Consider the following 14,838-nt stretch of genomic DNA (forward strand, 5'->3'; position numbering starts at 1 on the left):
CAACGCCTTCATGACCCACCTCCTGTGGGCCCGAGGCTCATCAGCGCCCACTGGTACGGAGTGTTTTCCCCGGAGCGGTTGTCAGAAGCAGTCATTCAAGTTTTCATTCGTTCGCAGTTTGTGTCTATTGTGCTGTTAGGTTTGTTTTGATATGGGTGATGTATTTTTGGAGGATGTTGATGTCGGTTGTAGCGCTTAGGGTTCTGGAGCCGACGATGTCCTCAATTTCGTTGAATAGCAGTTGGCCCTCAAGTCCTATTAAGAAGTCAATCCCGACCATGCCAAAATCAAATGCGTGCATGATTTTATCAATCATTTCGAGGTCTTTTTTACTGAGTTGATATGTGTTGGCGCTGCCACCCAGTGTAAAGTTGGCTCTGAAGTCTATGTCACTTTGTCTTAGTACTGCTCCAACGACTTCGGATCCTACGACAAATACGCGTACATCTCTCCCAAGCTTAACGTTGGCATCTTGAATAATTAAATCATTTCCCAACATCACTTGAGTGTTCTGATCCCATTCTTCATCATTATGTATCAAATGAACACCCTGGCCCCTCTGGATTGAACACTTTTCAGCACAAACGGATAACCAATCGGGGCTGTGGTCGGTACCATATCACGTTTAATAAAACATGTGTCAGGCATGGGAATAGCTAGATTCTCCATGCAAAGATGTGTTAACGCCTTGTCGTTGGCTATTCGAGCCACTCGAGCTGAATTGAATACTTTTACGTTTTTTTGTTCCAGAAATTCGCTCAACAATGGATCAATGGTTCGAACAACTGCAAAATCAGGAGCCTGTATGTATGCGTTATCCACTAAAATAGTTTGCTGGTTATTGAGGATGCCGTAAGTGAGTGATTCCCGTAAAATAAACTCTAATTTAACGCCTTGCTGCTGTGCTTCATCAATAAACCAATCGATGTAAGTTTGATTCTTAAGGGCATCCTGTTTGCTATATATGAGCCAACCCATCAACACTGTTGATAACCTCCGTCTTGATTCATTATTTTAATAACGTGGTCTATCATATAATCAGCCACGTTAATGCCTGTAGCGTCGTACATATTCCGTATATGAGCGTTGGAGTTCACTTCACAAATAACAGGGGAATCCTCTTCCCCAAAGAGTAAATCGATTCCGGCAAAGTCCGCTCCCAACACCTGACTCGCCTTGATTGCCAGTTGAGCTTCTGTTGACGACGGCGTATAGGCTTTCATTGATCCACCTGCTGTAATATTGGCCCTGAAATCATTGCTGGCATGACGTGTCATTGCTGCAACGACCTGATCTCCGACTACATGCAGGCGAATATCCCGACCATAACTTGAAGACACAAACGCCTGAAAAACAAATGGGCGGTCGTTCAGCTCTTCTATACAACGATCCAGTTCATCTTGGTTATGAATCAAATGGACCTGTTCTCCAAAGGAACCATATGCTTCTTTAACGATTAGAGGAAATCCCAATTCATGAACGGCATATTGGCTAAAACGTGCATCCAATTCTGCACCTGGGAAAATTTTCGGTCCTATGATCGTTTTTGGAATAGCAAGTCCGTGCTTAGCCAGAGTTTGGTATGTTGCAATCTTGTCATCACTAACGGCAATTGTTTCAGCAGAGTTGAACACACGAATTCCGAGCATTTCAAACTGTCTTGCCAAATATATATCCTTATCTGTAAATAAAACAAAATCCGGCAAAATATCGTTTTTACCAGTGATCGTGAGTGTGCCTTTGTCCAAGTATGATAGACATTCATTATTTTTAATAATGGATGTGTTAATCTGCTTACGAGACGCTGCTTTATGCAGCCATTGGGCAAAGTCGATAAATTTCTCTCCGCTTAGGTGCCCGTTGTATATAATCCAGCCAGTAAGGTTCATAGTCGTGACGTCCTTTCTTAATCTTAACGTAATACCAGGGTTGGTTGCAGAACTTGCGGGTGCTATACTTATGGGACTAATTACAATAGAAATGAGTGTGTCAGCATGTATCTTACAATGGATCAAGTTGAAAAAGCAATAAATGGGCGTACAGGGCTGGGTATTAAACCAGGCCTAGATCGTGTGAAAAGTTTTTTGGCAGCTGCGGGGAACCCTGAACAGCATGTAAATGGCATTCATATTGCTGGTACAAACGGCAAAGGATCAACATCAGCTTTTATAAAGCAGGCTCTTATTCAAAGTGATTATAAAGTGGGTACATTTAATTCTCCCAGCTTGAATGGTCTTAGTGGTCATATCGCCCTTAATGATACCATCATATCTGACAATGATTTTATTAAGCTGTTCATAGAGTTGGAACCAGCAATTCAGAAGCTGGATAAGAAAGGCGAACCGGCAACAACGTTTGAAATTATAACTGTTATGGCATTTATGTATTTTGCCCAGTATGCAGATATTGCCGTAATTGAAGCGGGAATGGGCGGTAAGGAGGATGCGACAAATGTATTTCGCCCTCTTATATCGATTATAACAAATGTCGCTCTTGACCACACCGATTATCTGGGTAGCAATGTTCAGGCGGTTGCAGTACATAAGGCAGGCATTATTAAAAGCGGTGTTCCGGTCATCACCGGGGAAGTGCACAAAGAAGCCAAGCAAATTATTGATGCGGAAGCAATGTCCCTTTCAGCTCCGATCTTTCAAATTGGGCACACGTTTCATTACCGGATGTTCGACGACAAGCAGCTTGACGGGTATCAATGGACCTATGGCGATTTCACCTTAGATGTTTCATTACGCATGAGAGGTATGCATCAGATCAAAAACAGTTCCCTAGCTCTTATGGCTCTCGCTATATTAAAGGAAAGCGGGTATTTGTTAAGTTGGGAAACGGCTCTACAAGGCATCTCGGATGCACAGCTCCCAGGAAGATATGAAACTGTACACCAGAATCCAACGATTATTTTAGATGGGGCACACAATCCAGCGGGCATAGAAGCCTTTCTGAAAACTGTGGACCAAGACGTTGCATGTGAACATAAAACTTTAGTATTTGCAGCTTTCAAAGATAAAGATATTGAAACAATGCTTAATTTGGTTAAACCTTCATTTCAAAATGTTATGCTTACCACTTTTAATCATCCAAGAGCTGCAGACAAACAGGATTATGATCATTTTGATGCATCAAACACGCTCTCATTTAACCCTGGATGGGAGAGCATAATTGACCACCTGCTTTCAACAAAAAAACCAAATAACATTTACTACTTTGCCGGTTCCATTCATTTTATTGAAAAAGTAAGAAAATACTTTGCCAAAAGATGGTATATGTAGTATAATAGAACCAATTTATATACGGTGAGCTAGGACGTTAGTCCCGTTAATAAACAAATAGCGGCGTGGAGGGGAAGGTCATGCAGAAGCTCAGCAAACGGATGAAGTTGAATTTGTGGTTGGTATGGCTTGTTTTATGGCCAATTAGCTTATGGTTCTCCTACACGTATTACTACATAAATATATCTGGCGAAGCGTGGAATATCATCCTGTTTGCCTTGTTAATGGGAGCGGTTGCTCTTTTTCCAATGACAGTTAATCAACAGAATGTGTTCTTTGTTAACGGTGTCAGTCTGGTCGTATTTATTCTGTTTGGTCTTTTTGTTGAAATTGTCTTAAGTTCTTTAACTTTACTGATCGTGCTGGCCAGAGTTGGTACGGGGAAAAAGGACATCTATCGTATTCCATTAAACATCATTCTAATTACAATCGGATCGATTGGGGCTGCGACTGTTTACAATCTGTTGGGCGGGACTCATATGGCACAAAGCCTGGGTGCGTTTCAGGAATGGACGGCAATCTTCGGCTATGCCATAACGGTGTTTGTTCTTAATCAAGTTTTAATATCCATACTCGATCTCGTTGTATTAAAACAAAAAAGAAAAATATTTGATGATGGTATGCGGTGGGAATCCGTATATTCTCTGTTATATATCCCAATCGGTTTGATTATTTATATTATGTATGTGGAAATAGGTTGGATTGCAATTCCTCTTGTCGGGATCCCGTATACATTTATATCGGTTATTTTTCTGTTGCTGTATTCCTATTACCATGTGAATGATTTGCTTGAGAAAACTGGGGATATTGGTCACAGATTAACAAAACGACTTGATACAAATGCCGTGTATGATGTATTTGTACAAGAAATGAAAGAATTGCTGCCGATTGACCATGCTTGTATTTATCAAGTTACAGATGAAAAACATCTGAAGCGCATTCGTTACTATCAAGATAATACTGCAATTCCTCTTGAGATATCTAAAGATGTATTCAGCGAAGAAGTCCTTAAGACAGGAGACTCACTTTTATTTAAAAGTAAGAAAGAATGGACTAAATCTTACCCTAAGGCTGATACAAGCTTACCGATTGAAAGTGTTCTAGCGGTACCTGTTTTGTATGACGATGCAATCGTAGGTATTGTGACTGTGTTTTCTGCAAAACCAAAAACATTTGAAACGCTTCATAAGCGGATCTTGGATATTTTAAATAATTACCTTGGAGTGGCAGCAGAGAATGCCCAAAGCTATAACAAGAAAAAGCAATTAAGTGAGCGGGACGGATTAACGGGATTATATAATTACCGCCATTTCTCAAATCAACTGTCGCAATATGCTGTTAAAGTAGATCCCAATACGACATGTTCATTATTGGTGCTTGATTTGGACCATTTCAAACCTATTAATGATCAATTTGGACATGAAGCTGGGAATGATATTTTGCAGCAACTTGCTCGTATTATGGAAGCTTTTATTGGGAAAGACGGTCTTGTAGCTAGGTACGGCGGGGAAGAATTTGTTGTATTTATGCCTGAAACCAGTCTCGAGCAAGCACGGGATCAGGCTGACCGCTTAAGAATGTTAATCGCAAACACTGTTTTTGTAATGACTAACCATATACTGAACGATAGCGGTCCTCTTAAAATACAAGTTACGGTAAGTATAGGTGTGGCGGCTTTTCCTGATCACTGTGATGATCTTACAACATTGGTCAGATTTGCTGACAGCGCACTGTATACGGGAGCCAAAGAAACAGGTCGCAATAAAATTGCTGTTTTTCAACAACTGCAGCCGGTTTAATATCGGCTGTTTTAATTTGTTTAGGAAATTCAAAAAATATCCGTGCTTTTAATATCTATTGCCAATGGCCACGTCAACTGCAATGCCCCCTCGAGTCATTAGCGGCGTTTCCGCTTTTGTTCTTGTCACCAGTCCAATCCGCAAAATATGTCTAAATCTTTTTGTTTGTTACGACATAAGTCGTCTTACTTTTTAAAAGGGATATGCTAGAGTTGGCTAAAACAAGTAAAGTGAGGGGACAAAGTGAAAGAGAGACAACCAATCGACCTTTATATAAACGGCCAGCACTCTGATGGAGATTCGCAATTATCTCGTACAATTGAAGCACCTTCAGAAGAACAAGCAGCGGCATTAGAATCAGCGACAGAGGGTGAACTTCCAGTTTATAAGCGGACTTATAATCCCCAGGATACCAATCCAAAGAAAACACTTTTTCAAAATATCAATGTTAAATCCGTTTTAATTGCAGTAGGATCAGCAGTCGTGATCGGATTGTGTCTGGGCTTTTTCATGCTTGTTGTTATGGGAGGATTTTCAGATGATCAAGCTGGTGGTGTATCGCCGTCGACTAATAATGCTAACCCTGGTTCAGCTGACGCCGGAGGGGCTAATGACAGTGATAAACCTGGAACAACTGCGTTCGCTTTAGAGCCCATGGGAGCGGTGGTTCTTCAAGCTGGTGTATTTACAGAGGCAGACAATGCTGCCACCATCGCCGAACAATTTCAGCGCTCCGGCATAGCAACTGTCAAATGGAATAAAAACGATCAAGTCTACTTGTTTGCGGGGATCGCCCAAACTGAGGAAGCTGCTTCAGCGCTTGTTTCAGAGATCGCCCCACTCGAAGTCTATGTGAAGAACTGGGAAACCGAAGAGGGGCGTGTTGATACAGACTCACAGACGAAAGAATGGCTCGGAAATTTGCAGCAGAAGTGGCGAGAATCCCTGGAGCATTCAAGTAAGGGCGAGCGGATCAATGGCCAGGAATGGACGAGCATAGGAAAGTCGTATCCGAAGCAAGACGAGCGATTTGATAAGCTTCATGAGGCCGTTTTACAATCTGAGCGTTTAAATGATTCCGCCTCTTTACACCAGCAGCAGGCCTTTTTGATTGAAGTATGGAAACAATTGAATGCTGCAATGCTTCAATAGTTAGAGATACCGCAGTTCGCAAGCAGACAGAGGACCTGTCTGTTTTTTTCTTTTCTTTAAAGGTTACCTTGCCAAAATGATCATTTTCATAGTTAGAAATTGAATTTCACGGGGTTAACCAGGCTATAAATTCAGGTTTTGTCAATTTGTTCAATTTTCCTAGTCAGGATACAATGTTGTATATATGGAAAGGAGATGGTTAAATGAATGTACCATCGGTCATGATCAAAGATGTACCTAAAGCCGAACGTCCAAGAGAGCGGCTGTTGAAGTTTGGAGCCTCACATTTATCCAACCAGGAACTGTTGGCGATTCTACTGGGCAGCGGCACGAAGAATGAATCTGTCATGGCGCTGGCAAACAGAGTTTTGATGCATTTCGAAGGGGTACAATTGCTTAAAAATTCGACAATTGAAGAACTCACCGCAATTAAAGGGATTGGAGATGCAAAGGGCGTTGTTATTCTGGCAGCACTTGAACTTGGTCAGCGGATGAATCAATTTAAGCCTGGAGAAAAGTATGTTATTCGGTCCCCGGAAGATGGAGCAGATTTTGTGATGGAAGAGATGCGCCATCTGAATCAAGAACACTTTGTCGTTTTATTTTTGGACACCAAGAATCAGGTGATCCACCGAAAAACGATCTTCATCGGAAGCCTAAATGCCTCTATTGTCCATCCGCGCGAAGTTTTCCGCGAGGCAGTAAAAAGATCTGCAGCCTCGATCATCTGCGCTCATAACCATCCGTCAGGCGACCCGACACCCTCACGCGAAGACATTCATGTGACAAAACGCTTAGCTGAATCTGGTAAACTCGTTGGTATAGAATTGCTTGATCACATTGTTATAGGGGATCGGAAATTTATTTCTCTGAAAGAAAAAGGGTACTTATAAGATTATCTATATTCTATTAAAAATGTTGATGTAACGGGGTTTCTAAGGGTGATGTTGTTGTAAATCATTAAAAATATCACATAAATATCACATTAATTTTAACTAAGTTATTTTTGGAGTATCTCTTTGTATAGATTTGATAATTTTTCGGGTGCTTTGCGTTTCATCTTTTTTGTCACATGGGTGTAAATTCGCATGGTCGTATGTGCATCCTCATGGCCAACTCTTTCCATGATCGTAGGCAGATCAATTCCGGCTTCCGTCATCATAGAAATATGCGTATGCCTAAAAATATGCGGTGTTGCGTGTTTTTTTATAGACGTTTTTTTAAGCAACCGTTTCATTCTGATATTAAGTTGTATGGTGTAAAATGGATAGCCATTCTGTCGGGCAAACACAAAATCTTTATCATGAAAGCCCTCGATTAATTTCCTGTATTTCATTTTGTGCTTGTCATTTTCATGTATAACATTTTTAAGCATGTCCATGACAAACGGCTCCATGTTAATGGTCCTGACAGACCCGTATGATTTAGGTGGTGTTAAATCGTAATCTTTCATATTATTTGTCTCAGTGTATATGGTTTTAGATATGTCAATCTCATTCGTTTCAAAGAGTAAATCGTGTTTCTGTAAGGCACACAGCTCTCCGGGGCGCATACCTGAAAAAGCGAGAGCATAAAAGCGCTCCTTGTCGTATTTTAAACCGTAAGTGGAAGCTGCGGTCAAGAATTCACGCAGTTCGTCTCGATCGAAATACTTTTCATTGATGCTATCTTGTTTGATTTGTTCGACCGTTTTTTGTTTCTTAGGCTTCACAATGTCAGTAGCCGGATTTTCTTTAATCCATTTATTACGTATAGAGAACCTAAATATTTGATTAGCACAATCATGTATTCCGTTGATTGTTGTTTCAGCATAGTCATTGGCGAGTTTGTCTATAGTTGTTTGGTACAAGTAGTGAGTTACCTCTGTGATCAGTTGCTTTGCCATATATTGATTCAAACTTTTTATTTCTTTCCGGCGCCGAAGCAATGTACTGTTTTTCTTGCCTGACTTTGAATAGGTTTCATACCACATATTAGCAGCAGCATCAAAAGTGATGTGCTTTGATGCATTTCTGTCTAACCCCGCTGATTGAAGTTCAATTTCGTCGAGAACTCTTTGTTTAGCTTCACCTTTTGTTCTTCCTCTTCTTGCGATCTGATTACGCTTACCTGTAGAGGGGTGAGGTGGTCCATCTGCAATACATTCCCACCTTTTTTTACCTGATTTCAGTTGCACTTGAAAGCATCGCATTAAAACTCAATCCTCCCATAATATTATTTTGGTACATCTCAAGCCTGTCTCTAGCAAAATCGTGTTCTACATTGAATACGTTTGCAACTTCAAACACTGTTAAATCACTCATAACCGCGAGCATAAACCAAGGAACACAAAAATGTTTGGCGAAATACTCCGCCTGATCTTCTTGTAATCTCAAAAATGACGACTTCATATGCGTCTGACTGCCAGCATGATTAAAAATGTGGCAGCATTCATGGCCAAAGTCTTGCCATTGTTGCTGCAGTGATTTTCTTTCATCAATAAACACACAATACCGCCCCTTGTAATACACAGCCTCACTGACTTCATCCCAGTATTGCACACGAAGTTTAATTGCACTTGATACATGATCTATCGTCAGCTGGCATGGATCACTAATGCGTAAGGATCGATAAAACCCAAAAACAAATCTTTCTGTTCTGTTCAAATTACCACCTCTGTATATAGAATGTATGTTCGTATTAATTGTAAAATATATGGTGTACATTATGTTGCACACCGCGTAATAACTTATTTATATACATTTAATGCATTAACATAACTTACACTTATCATGTTATAATAAGTGTAAGAATTTATTTCAGTCAGGAGGTTTGAAATGATGTCTATTTTTAATGATTATATAAATTTGCCTATCGTAAAATTTTTATTAAACCACTGGGAACTCCATTTAATAACATTAATTATAGTTATGTGTTTTATTTTCGTACTAGACAAAATTAGTGTTAAACGGAAGAAAGACAAAAATCATAAAAACTATCACCGAATCGGGTGATACTAATCTTTTTATTTTCAAAGTTATCGGCAGAGTGTTTAGAGATGCTTTTCGAAAAATCTATAATTTCCAATAGGCCATAGTTCCTCAATCTAAATATTCTAGCTCTGGTTTCGTCACGAGTTAGTAAAATACCACTAGTATAACCATTTTCACTAAAGTTTTTTAAATGGCCGAGATCAGACACACTGAGGTCTTTAAGAATTTCAAAAAACAAATCATATCGAATATAATGGTCTTCATTATTTATAGACATGTAATTTATAAAGTAATTGATGAAATACTTTAATTTGTTTTGTTGGGATTGTTTTTCGATCTCATCATTTAACATTTCAATCATAGATGTGATGTCATCTTTATTATCGTTATTTATATTTTTAAACTGAATGCTTGAATCTAATTCATTTATTTTCTTAGACAGTTCTTGATAAAAGTTTTCTATTCTCTTAAATCGTAATTCCTGTTTACGTCCGAAATAAGCTGTTGAAAGAGTTGGACCAATTACTGGAATTAATTCTAACCCTGACTGAATGGTTAAATCCCTATATTCCTTAAAACCCAATTTTGTGTTGTGTTCTTCTGTCATTTTTCAACCTCATTCGAATAACTGTGATGTGTTCTCAAGCGCACATTTTCACGTAAACCTACAAAACATTCTCCTAATCGTCTTTAAAAGCTTCCCAGATCTTCCGTAACTTTCGAATATTTTCTTCTCCTGACTTTGGCATTTCTTTATACCACCTAATTAGTTCAGGGTCTTTGATAAAGGCTTCAAATGATTCTTCTTCCGTTAGGTGTGGATGATGGGAATTGCCGACAATATAGTCCACAGTGGCATCCAGTGTCTTGGATAGATCAACAAGTATTTCTGGTTCTATCCTTTTTTGAAAACCTGTTTCTATTTTATTCATTTTGCTTTGAGAAACACCGATCTTTTCTGCAAGTTCCCGTTGTTCCATTCCTCTATTGTCTCTCAAATCACGTATTCTTTTTCCTACATCCATTTTGTTTTTCCCCTTATAAAACAACGTTTATAATCATTTTATACTTTCCAAAAAAGAAATCAATAATAATTTCTAAAAAAGATTATATAACCTGTTGACTTTCTAAAATCGAATATGTATACTCAAAGTAAGATTTCTAAAATGGAATTTAAAGAAAGCGAGGTGCAGACATGATTGTCAACTTGGAAATCATTAAAGAAAAACGAAAACTAAAAGGATACACCATTAACGATATGGCTACTAGTCTAGGTTTGACGAATGCTTCAATGTACTATAAACGAGAAGCAGGTCAGTACAAATTCAAAGCCGAAGAGGTCATGATGGTTGCAAGACTCCTTGAAATCCCTATGGATAAGCTTTTTTTATCTGATCAATATTCTAAAATAGATATTACGGGTAAAAAACAAATTATTTAGGAGGTTCTCGAATGAATCAACTTAAAGTGGTGTCCTATAACGGACAACTAGTAACTGAAAGCAGAGAAGTCGCACTTATGATCGACAGGTCTCACGACCAATTGATGAGAAGCGTGAGAACTTACATCAAATATTTGGACTCTGCAAAAATGCAGAGTGAAAACTTCTTCATCGAATCATCTTATAAAAACAGTCAAAACAAAGAAATGCCATGTTATCTAATAACCAAAAAAGGGTGCGACATGGTAGCCAATAAAATGACCGGAGAAAAAGGCGTGCTTTTCACAGCTGAATATGTAACCAGATTTGAAGAAATGGAAAAGCAACAACCAAAAGTATTATCCGATAAAGAACAGCTAATGGCTTCTATGAAACTGTCAATTGAGCATAATGAAAAGATCGAAAAGCATGATGAACGTATTTCCCACCTGGAAGAAACAATGCGTATTGATGGAATTCAAGAAAGAAAGATCCAGAAGAAAGGCGCACAAGTTGTCATTGAGTCCTTGGGTGGAAAAGATTCAGCTGCATACAAGGAAGTCAGTAAAAAGGTATTCAGTTCCTTGTGGCGGGATTTCAAAGATCATTTTTCAATTCCAAGATATAGCGAACTGCCACGAGTACAGTTCCAAGAAGGTATGAGATTTATCGGAATGTGGCAGCCATCTACCAGTTTAAGAATCGAGATTGATAGTTTTAACAGTCAACAAAAGCTGGAGGTGATCTAATTGCAAATAACTTTTGGATCCGATGAACTTTCACAACTTGCTACGGAGCTAAAAAACCATCTTGTCCCAATTTTAATTGAAGAACTCCGAGCACAAGATTTACCCCCGTTGTTAACTAGGAAACAGTTTATGGAATTAACCGATATCGGCCCGACTAAGTGCAATGAGTTATTCAATCGAGCCGACTTCCCGGTTAATCGAGAGCTAGGTCATCCTAAAGTACCAACGAAACAATTCTTTGAATGGGTGTCAAAAACAACTAATAGGACAGAGATCAGTTTTAACAGAGCAATCTAGCTATTTGAAAGGAGGTGTAATTCCATCATATGGCATAAACACTGAAAAGTCTTTGCTGTCACGGCAAATTTGCTTATACAGCAAAAAAGGAGGTGAAGAAATGGAATTTGGGCCCGTCTTGAGGAAGATGCGGAAACAATCCGGTATGAGTCAAGAAGATATGGCCCTGGAACTGCACATGTCAATCAGCAACGTCTCACGACTAGAATCCGGCAAATACGAATTAAAGGCACATGACATGATCAAGTGGTGCCAGGTCACACAAATGCAAGAGGTGTTCATCGCATTCACATGCGGCGTTGATGCCGTAAGTATCATGCAAATCATAATGGACAGTGGTTTAACGTTCGTTGGAGCAATATTACTAGGAGGGATTATATGAAGGTTATCACCTTTGGCGAAATGAAAGAACTAACGAATCGATACAAAGCCATCATTAAATCGCCACACAAGGATTTAAGACTGGCCAACATGCTAGATGATATGCGCCAAGCATACGGGATTCCCCTTTTGCGAAATAATCAATTCGAGCATAACAATCCATATTTAATGCAAATGTACCGTACAGTCAGTTTTTCACGAGAATTTATGGGAGGAGATACTGTTGTTGGATATTAACAAACACTTTTTGATAGAAGACAGGCGACGTGCAGATAGGGAGTACAGATGTTTCAAGGATTTAATGTGTGATGTTGTCCTTCTGATTGATAGCAACCGGATGGACGCTGCCAAAGAACGAATGATAGATATGAACCAGTCTTTAAATGAATTAGCTTGTATGAGCACTAAGAAGTATGAAGAAGACAAATTCTTGAGGAACCATAACGAACTGGTGAAAAGAATGCATGAAGAAGGGATTCAATTTGAAGTGTTGAGGAGTGTTTACGGTGACGGACTACGTTGATAAATGGATGTTGGTGCTGTTTATCGTTGTGTTGGTAGTGAATTATTTTGCTTTAATTAGCGCCTAGGGGGTTGCGAGGAATGGATTCATATACAAATAAAAAACTCACTGCCGATACAGTGAGCTCACAAATTAATGAATATAGGACAAGCATACCACACAACCCTCTGACTGGCAACTTGACACTCCAAGCCACTATTTACGATTTTTTAGATGACATTGATCCGGTTTATGAAAAACTTTCGTCTCTGAAGCTGGATCAAGAGGTCACATTCAAAACCATCAAAGTAACTCACAACCAATTCGGTTTTTATGAAGTTGAAACAGCTGAAGAACATGAAGTTTTCCCATGTGTTATTTCTAGTTATTACCATATTTGCGAGTTGATTGGAGGTGAAATTCGTGAAAGCATCTCAGGTTCAGGATGATTACATTCGAGATTATATCTGCCAGCAGCTTAGCGCATATGAATTTTATGACACAGAAGGAAGATCCACCAAAGAACTGAAATACATTTTAGCCACACGCAGAGCCATGGACATTAATATTGATTCCGACAGCAATAAATTTTTTTAAGGGGCATTGTGGGATAGCTGATGTAATCATAGTTATCCCTGATTCATTCTTCAAAGGGAGGAACGTAAAATGCGCGGTTGGATAAAAGTGCACCGAGAACTTATGGATAAAGCCATATGGATAGAGTCAACTACTGAACAAAAAACCATACTTATAACACTTCTCATGATGGCCAATCACGATAAAAAAGAATGGGAATTCAAAGGCAAAAAATATGCTGCAGAACCCGGACAATTTGTAACCAGCATAGACAAAATAGCCAAATTATGCGGGAAAGGAGTGTCTCGCCAAAACGTCAGAACAGCACTAAATAGATTTAAAAAATATGATTTTCTAACAGATGAATCAACCAACCAAAACAGGCTCATAACCATTGTTAATTGGGGTCTTTACCAGTCACGTGATGAAGAAGTTAACAAGCAAACTAACAAGCAACTAACAAGCAACCAACATGCGGCTAACACCCAGCTAACACCTAACAAGAATGATAAGAATGATAAGAATGACAAGAAGAAAGATAGTCGTAAACGAATTTACGACGACACGTCAATATATTACCAACTTGCTTTATATTTCTATCAGCAGATTCAAAACAATAACCCGAATCACAAAAAGCCGAACTTGCAAAACTGGGCTGATGACGTACGTAAAATGATTGAAATTGATAAGCGTACAGAGAAACAAGTTAAGTATCTTATGACTTGGGTGCAGCAAGACGAGTTTGAAATGGTTAATGTTTTGTCTCCTGCTAAACTCAGAAAACGTTTTGATGGATTAATCATGAAGGTGAAAAGAGACAGACAATCCCTTCCGCCGAATGTTACTCCGATAAACGACAAATACAACTATGGATTTTAGGAGGTAGCTGTCATGCAAGCCATTAAGAATAGTAACGGTTTTATCCAGCCGCGACAGAAACTCATCGGCACATTCGAATGCGAAGGCTGCGGGAATTCTGTAGAACGTAAGGAAATGGTCATCCCAATGGGGCCGCGCAAGGGAGAAACGATTATCGCGGACATGGGATGCAAATGTGAAGATATAAAGCTTGTAGAACAGGCGATAAAACAAGGAAAAATCAACAAGTTTAAAAAGATAGAGAAGCTTTTCTCTGATTACTCGATGATGAATAAGACTTTAAAATCTGCCAGCTTCAATAGCTATCATCCGACGACGGACGAATTAAAAAAGGCAAAGTCCAGGATGATGGATTATGCGCAAGACTTTGATAAGAATGAATCTGGCAATCTATTACTGGTTGGAGGTTATGGTACAGGAAAAAGCCATTTATCCGCCGCGCTCACCAAGTCACTTATGGAAAAAGGCTTAACATGTTTGTTTCTATCAGTTCCCAAGCTGATGTCCAAGATTAAACAAACTTATGACGGATCCACAGCATTTAGTGAAGCTGACATTATGGAGTTTGTTGAAAAAGTTGATCTATTTGTTCTGGATGATCTCGGTACCGAGTACACAAACCTTAAAAATGGAGCAGACAACTGGACGCATACAAAGATATTTGAAGTGTTGGACAGCAGGTCAGGTAAGCCCACAGTGTTTACAACAAACTTAAATAGCTCACAGCTTGAATCGAAATTGAACGAACGTAATTTATCAAGAGTCTTGGACAACACAGAGATTATCAAAATGGACGGACCGGACTATCGACGAAGGGGGTTTTAATC

The 14,838-nt window shown here is 39.2% G+C and carries 21 protein-coding genes; 14 read left to right on the plus strand and 7 right to left on the minus strand.

Annotated features, from left to right (window positions below; all coding sequences use genetic code 11):
* Positions 1 to 124: 124 nt before the first annotated feature.
* The 3 genes from JNUCC1_RS18825 to JNUCC1_RS15245 are packed head-to-tail and all read right to left on the minus strand — an operon-like array spanning position 125 to position 1,889.
* Positions 125 to 541 (minus strand): ATP-grasp domain-containing protein, encoded by a 417-nt coding sequence (locus JNUCC1_RS18825; RefSeq protein ID WP_231784246.1) that lies wholly within the window; start codon positions 539 to 541, stop codon positions 125 to 127.
* Positions 538 to 984 carry an ATP-grasp domain-containing protein gene (locus tag JNUCC1_RS18830; protein ID WP_231784247.1) on the minus strand — a complete coding sequence of 149 codons (447 nt, stop codon included), beginning with the start codon at positions 982 to 984 and terminating at the stop codon, positions 538 to 540. Before JNUCC1_RS18830 ends, JNUCC1_RS18825 begins: the two co-directional genes overlap by 4 nt.
* Positions 978 to 1,889, minus strand: coding sequence for an ATP-grasp domain-containing protein (locus JNUCC1_RS15245; protein WP_156646228.1), 912 nt, complete (start codon positions 1,887 to 1,889; stop codon positions 978 to 980). Before JNUCC1_RS15245 ends, JNUCC1_RS18830 begins: the two co-directional genes overlap by 7 nt.
* 105 nt (positions 1,890 to 1,994) lie before the next feature.
* On the opposite strand from JNUCC1_RS15245, the gene JNUCC1_RS15250 reads away from it, so the two are divergent.
* The 4 genes from JNUCC1_RS15250 to radC all read left to right on the plus strand — a co-directional run bounded on the left by JNUCC1_RS15250 (position 1,995) and on the right by radC (position 7,128).
* On the plus strand, positions 1,995 to 3,284 hold the full coding sequence (locus tag JNUCC1_RS15250) for a bifunctional folylpolyglutamate synthase/dihydrofolate synthase (RefSeq protein WP_156646229.1): 1,290 nt from the start codon (positions 1,995 to 1,997) through the stop codon (positions 3,282 to 3,284).
* An 80-nt stretch (positions 3,285 to 3,364) separates the two neighbouring features.
* The gene (locus tag JNUCC1_RS15255) at positions 3,365 to 5,083 is read left to right on the plus strand and encodes a sensor domain-containing diguanylate cyclase (protein WP_156646230.1); all 1,719 of its coding nucleotides are present in this window, start codon (positions 3,365 to 3,367) and stop codon (positions 5,081 to 5,083) included.
* 243 nt (positions 5,084 to 5,326) lie between these two features.
* Positions 5,327 to 6,235, plus strand: a complete 909-nt coding sequence (locus JNUCC1_RS15260) for a hypothetical protein (protein ID WP_156646231.1) — start codon at positions 5,327 to 5,329, stop codon at positions 6,233 to 6,235.
* A 203-nt stretch (positions 6,236 to 6,438) separates the two neighbouring features.
* Entirely contained in the window at positions 6,439 to 7,128 is a 690-nt protein-coding gene (gene radC, locus JNUCC1_RS15265) for a RadC family protein (protein ID WP_156646232.1), read from the plus strand.
* Between the two features lie 107 nt (positions 7,129 to 7,235).
* Here the strand turns inward: radC and JNUCC1_RS15270 are convergent, their stop codons facing one another.
* The 4 genes from JNUCC1_RS15270 to JNUCC1_RS15285 all read right to left on the minus strand — a co-directional run bounded on the left by JNUCC1_RS15270 (position 7,236) and on the right by JNUCC1_RS15285 (position 10,232).
* Positions 7,236 to 8,426, minus strand: a complete 1,191-nt coding sequence (locus tag JNUCC1_RS15270) for a tyrosine-type recombinase/integrase (protein WP_156646233.1) — start codon at positions 8,424 to 8,426, stop codon at positions 7,236 to 7,238.
* On the minus strand, positions 8,392 to 8,880 hold the full coding sequence (locus JNUCC1_RS15275) for an ImmA/IrrE family metallo-endopeptidase (RefSeq protein WP_197431764.1): 489 nt from the start codon (positions 8,878 to 8,880) through the stop codon (positions 8,392 to 8,394). Before JNUCC1_RS15275 ends, JNUCC1_RS15270 begins: the two co-directional genes overlap by 35 nt.
* Positions 8,881 to 9,178: 298 nt before the next feature.
* Entirely contained in the window at positions 9,179 to 9,814 is a 636-nt protein-coding gene (locus tag JNUCC1_RS15280) for a hypothetical protein (protein ID WP_156646235.1), read from the minus strand.
* 73 nt (positions 9,815 to 9,887) lie between these two features.
* Positions 9,888 to 10,232 (minus strand): helix-turn-helix domain-containing protein, encoded by a 345-nt coding sequence (locus JNUCC1_RS15285; protein WP_156646236.1) that lies wholly within the window; start codon positions 10,230 to 10,232, stop codon positions 9,888 to 9,890.
* Between the two features lie 182 nt (positions 10,233 to 10,414).
* Here JNUCC1_RS15285 and JNUCC1_RS15290 point away from each other — a divergent pair, with 182 nt between their 5' ends.
* The 10 genes from JNUCC1_RS15290 (at position 10,415) to JNUCC1_RS15335 (ending at position 14,836) form a co-directional block, all read left to right on the plus strand.
* Positions 10,415 to 10,648 (plus strand): helix-turn-helix domain-containing protein, encoded by a 234-nt coding sequence (locus JNUCC1_RS15290; RefSeq protein ID WP_197431765.1) that lies wholly within the window; start codon positions 10,415 to 10,417, stop codon positions 10,646 to 10,648.
* 11 nt (positions 10,649 to 10,659) lie between these two features.
* A complete protein-coding gene (locus JNUCC1_RS15295; protein WP_156646238.1) occupies positions 10,660 to 11,376 on the plus strand; it encodes an ORF6C domain-containing protein in 717 nt (238 codons plus the stop codon).
* Positions 11,377 to 11,673 (plus strand): hypothetical protein, encoded by a 297-nt coding sequence (locus JNUCC1_RS15300; protein WP_156646239.1) that lies wholly within the window; start codon positions 11,377 to 11,379, stop codon positions 11,671 to 11,673.
* A 100-nt stretch (positions 11,674 to 11,773) separates the two neighbouring features.
* On the plus strand, positions 11,774 to 12,055 hold the full coding sequence (locus JNUCC1_RS15305) for a helix-turn-helix domain-containing protein (RefSeq protein ID WP_156646240.1): 282 nt from the start codon (positions 11,774 to 11,776) through the stop codon (positions 12,053 to 12,055).
* Entirely contained in the window at positions 12,052 to 12,291 is a 240-nt protein-coding gene (locus JNUCC1_RS15310) for a hypothetical protein (RefSeq protein ID WP_156646241.1), read from the plus strand. The genes JNUCC1_RS15305 and JNUCC1_RS15310 overlap by 4 nt, the downstream gene beginning before the upstream one ends.
* Positions 12,278 to 12,577 carry a hypothetical protein gene (locus JNUCC1_RS15315; RefSeq protein ID WP_156646242.1) on the plus strand — a complete coding sequence of 100 codons (300 nt, stop codon included), beginning with the start codon at positions 12,278 to 12,280 and terminating at the stop codon, positions 12,575 to 12,577. Before JNUCC1_RS15310 ends, JNUCC1_RS15315 begins: the two co-directional genes overlap by 14 nt.
* Positions 12,578 to 12,657: 80 nt before the next feature.
* Positions 12,658 to 13,005 (plus strand): hypothetical protein, encoded by a 348-nt coding sequence (locus tag JNUCC1_RS15320; RefSeq protein ID WP_156646244.1) that lies wholly within the window; start codon positions 12,658 to 12,660, stop codon positions 13,003 to 13,005.
* The gene (locus JNUCC1_RS15325) at positions 12,980 to 13,153 is read left to right on the plus strand and encodes a hypothetical protein (RefSeq protein ID WP_156646246.1); all 174 of its coding nucleotides are present in this window, start codon (positions 12,980 to 12,982) and stop codon (positions 13,151 to 13,153) included. Before JNUCC1_RS15320 ends, JNUCC1_RS15325 begins: the two co-directional genes overlap by 26 nt.
* A gap of 69 nt (positions 13,154 to 13,222) precedes the next feature.
* A complete protein-coding gene (locus tag JNUCC1_RS15330; RefSeq protein WP_156646248.1) occupies positions 13,223 to 14,011 on the plus strand; it encodes a DNA replication protein DnaD in 789 nt (262 codons plus the stop codon).
* 12 nt (positions 14,012 to 14,023) lie between these two features.
* Complete coding sequence (locus tag JNUCC1_RS15335; protein ID WP_156646249.1) at positions 14,024 to 14,836, plus strand: ATP-binding protein; 813 nt, start codon at positions 14,024 to 14,026, stop codon at positions 14,834 to 14,836.
* The last annotated feature ends 2 nt before the right edge of the window (positions 14,837 to 14,838 follow it).

Origin of the sequence: Lentibacillus sp. JNUCC-1 (assembly GCF_009741735.1) — a bacterium.
Classification (GTDB): Bacteria; Bacillota; Bacilli; order Bacillales; family Amphibacillaceae; genus Lentibacillus_B.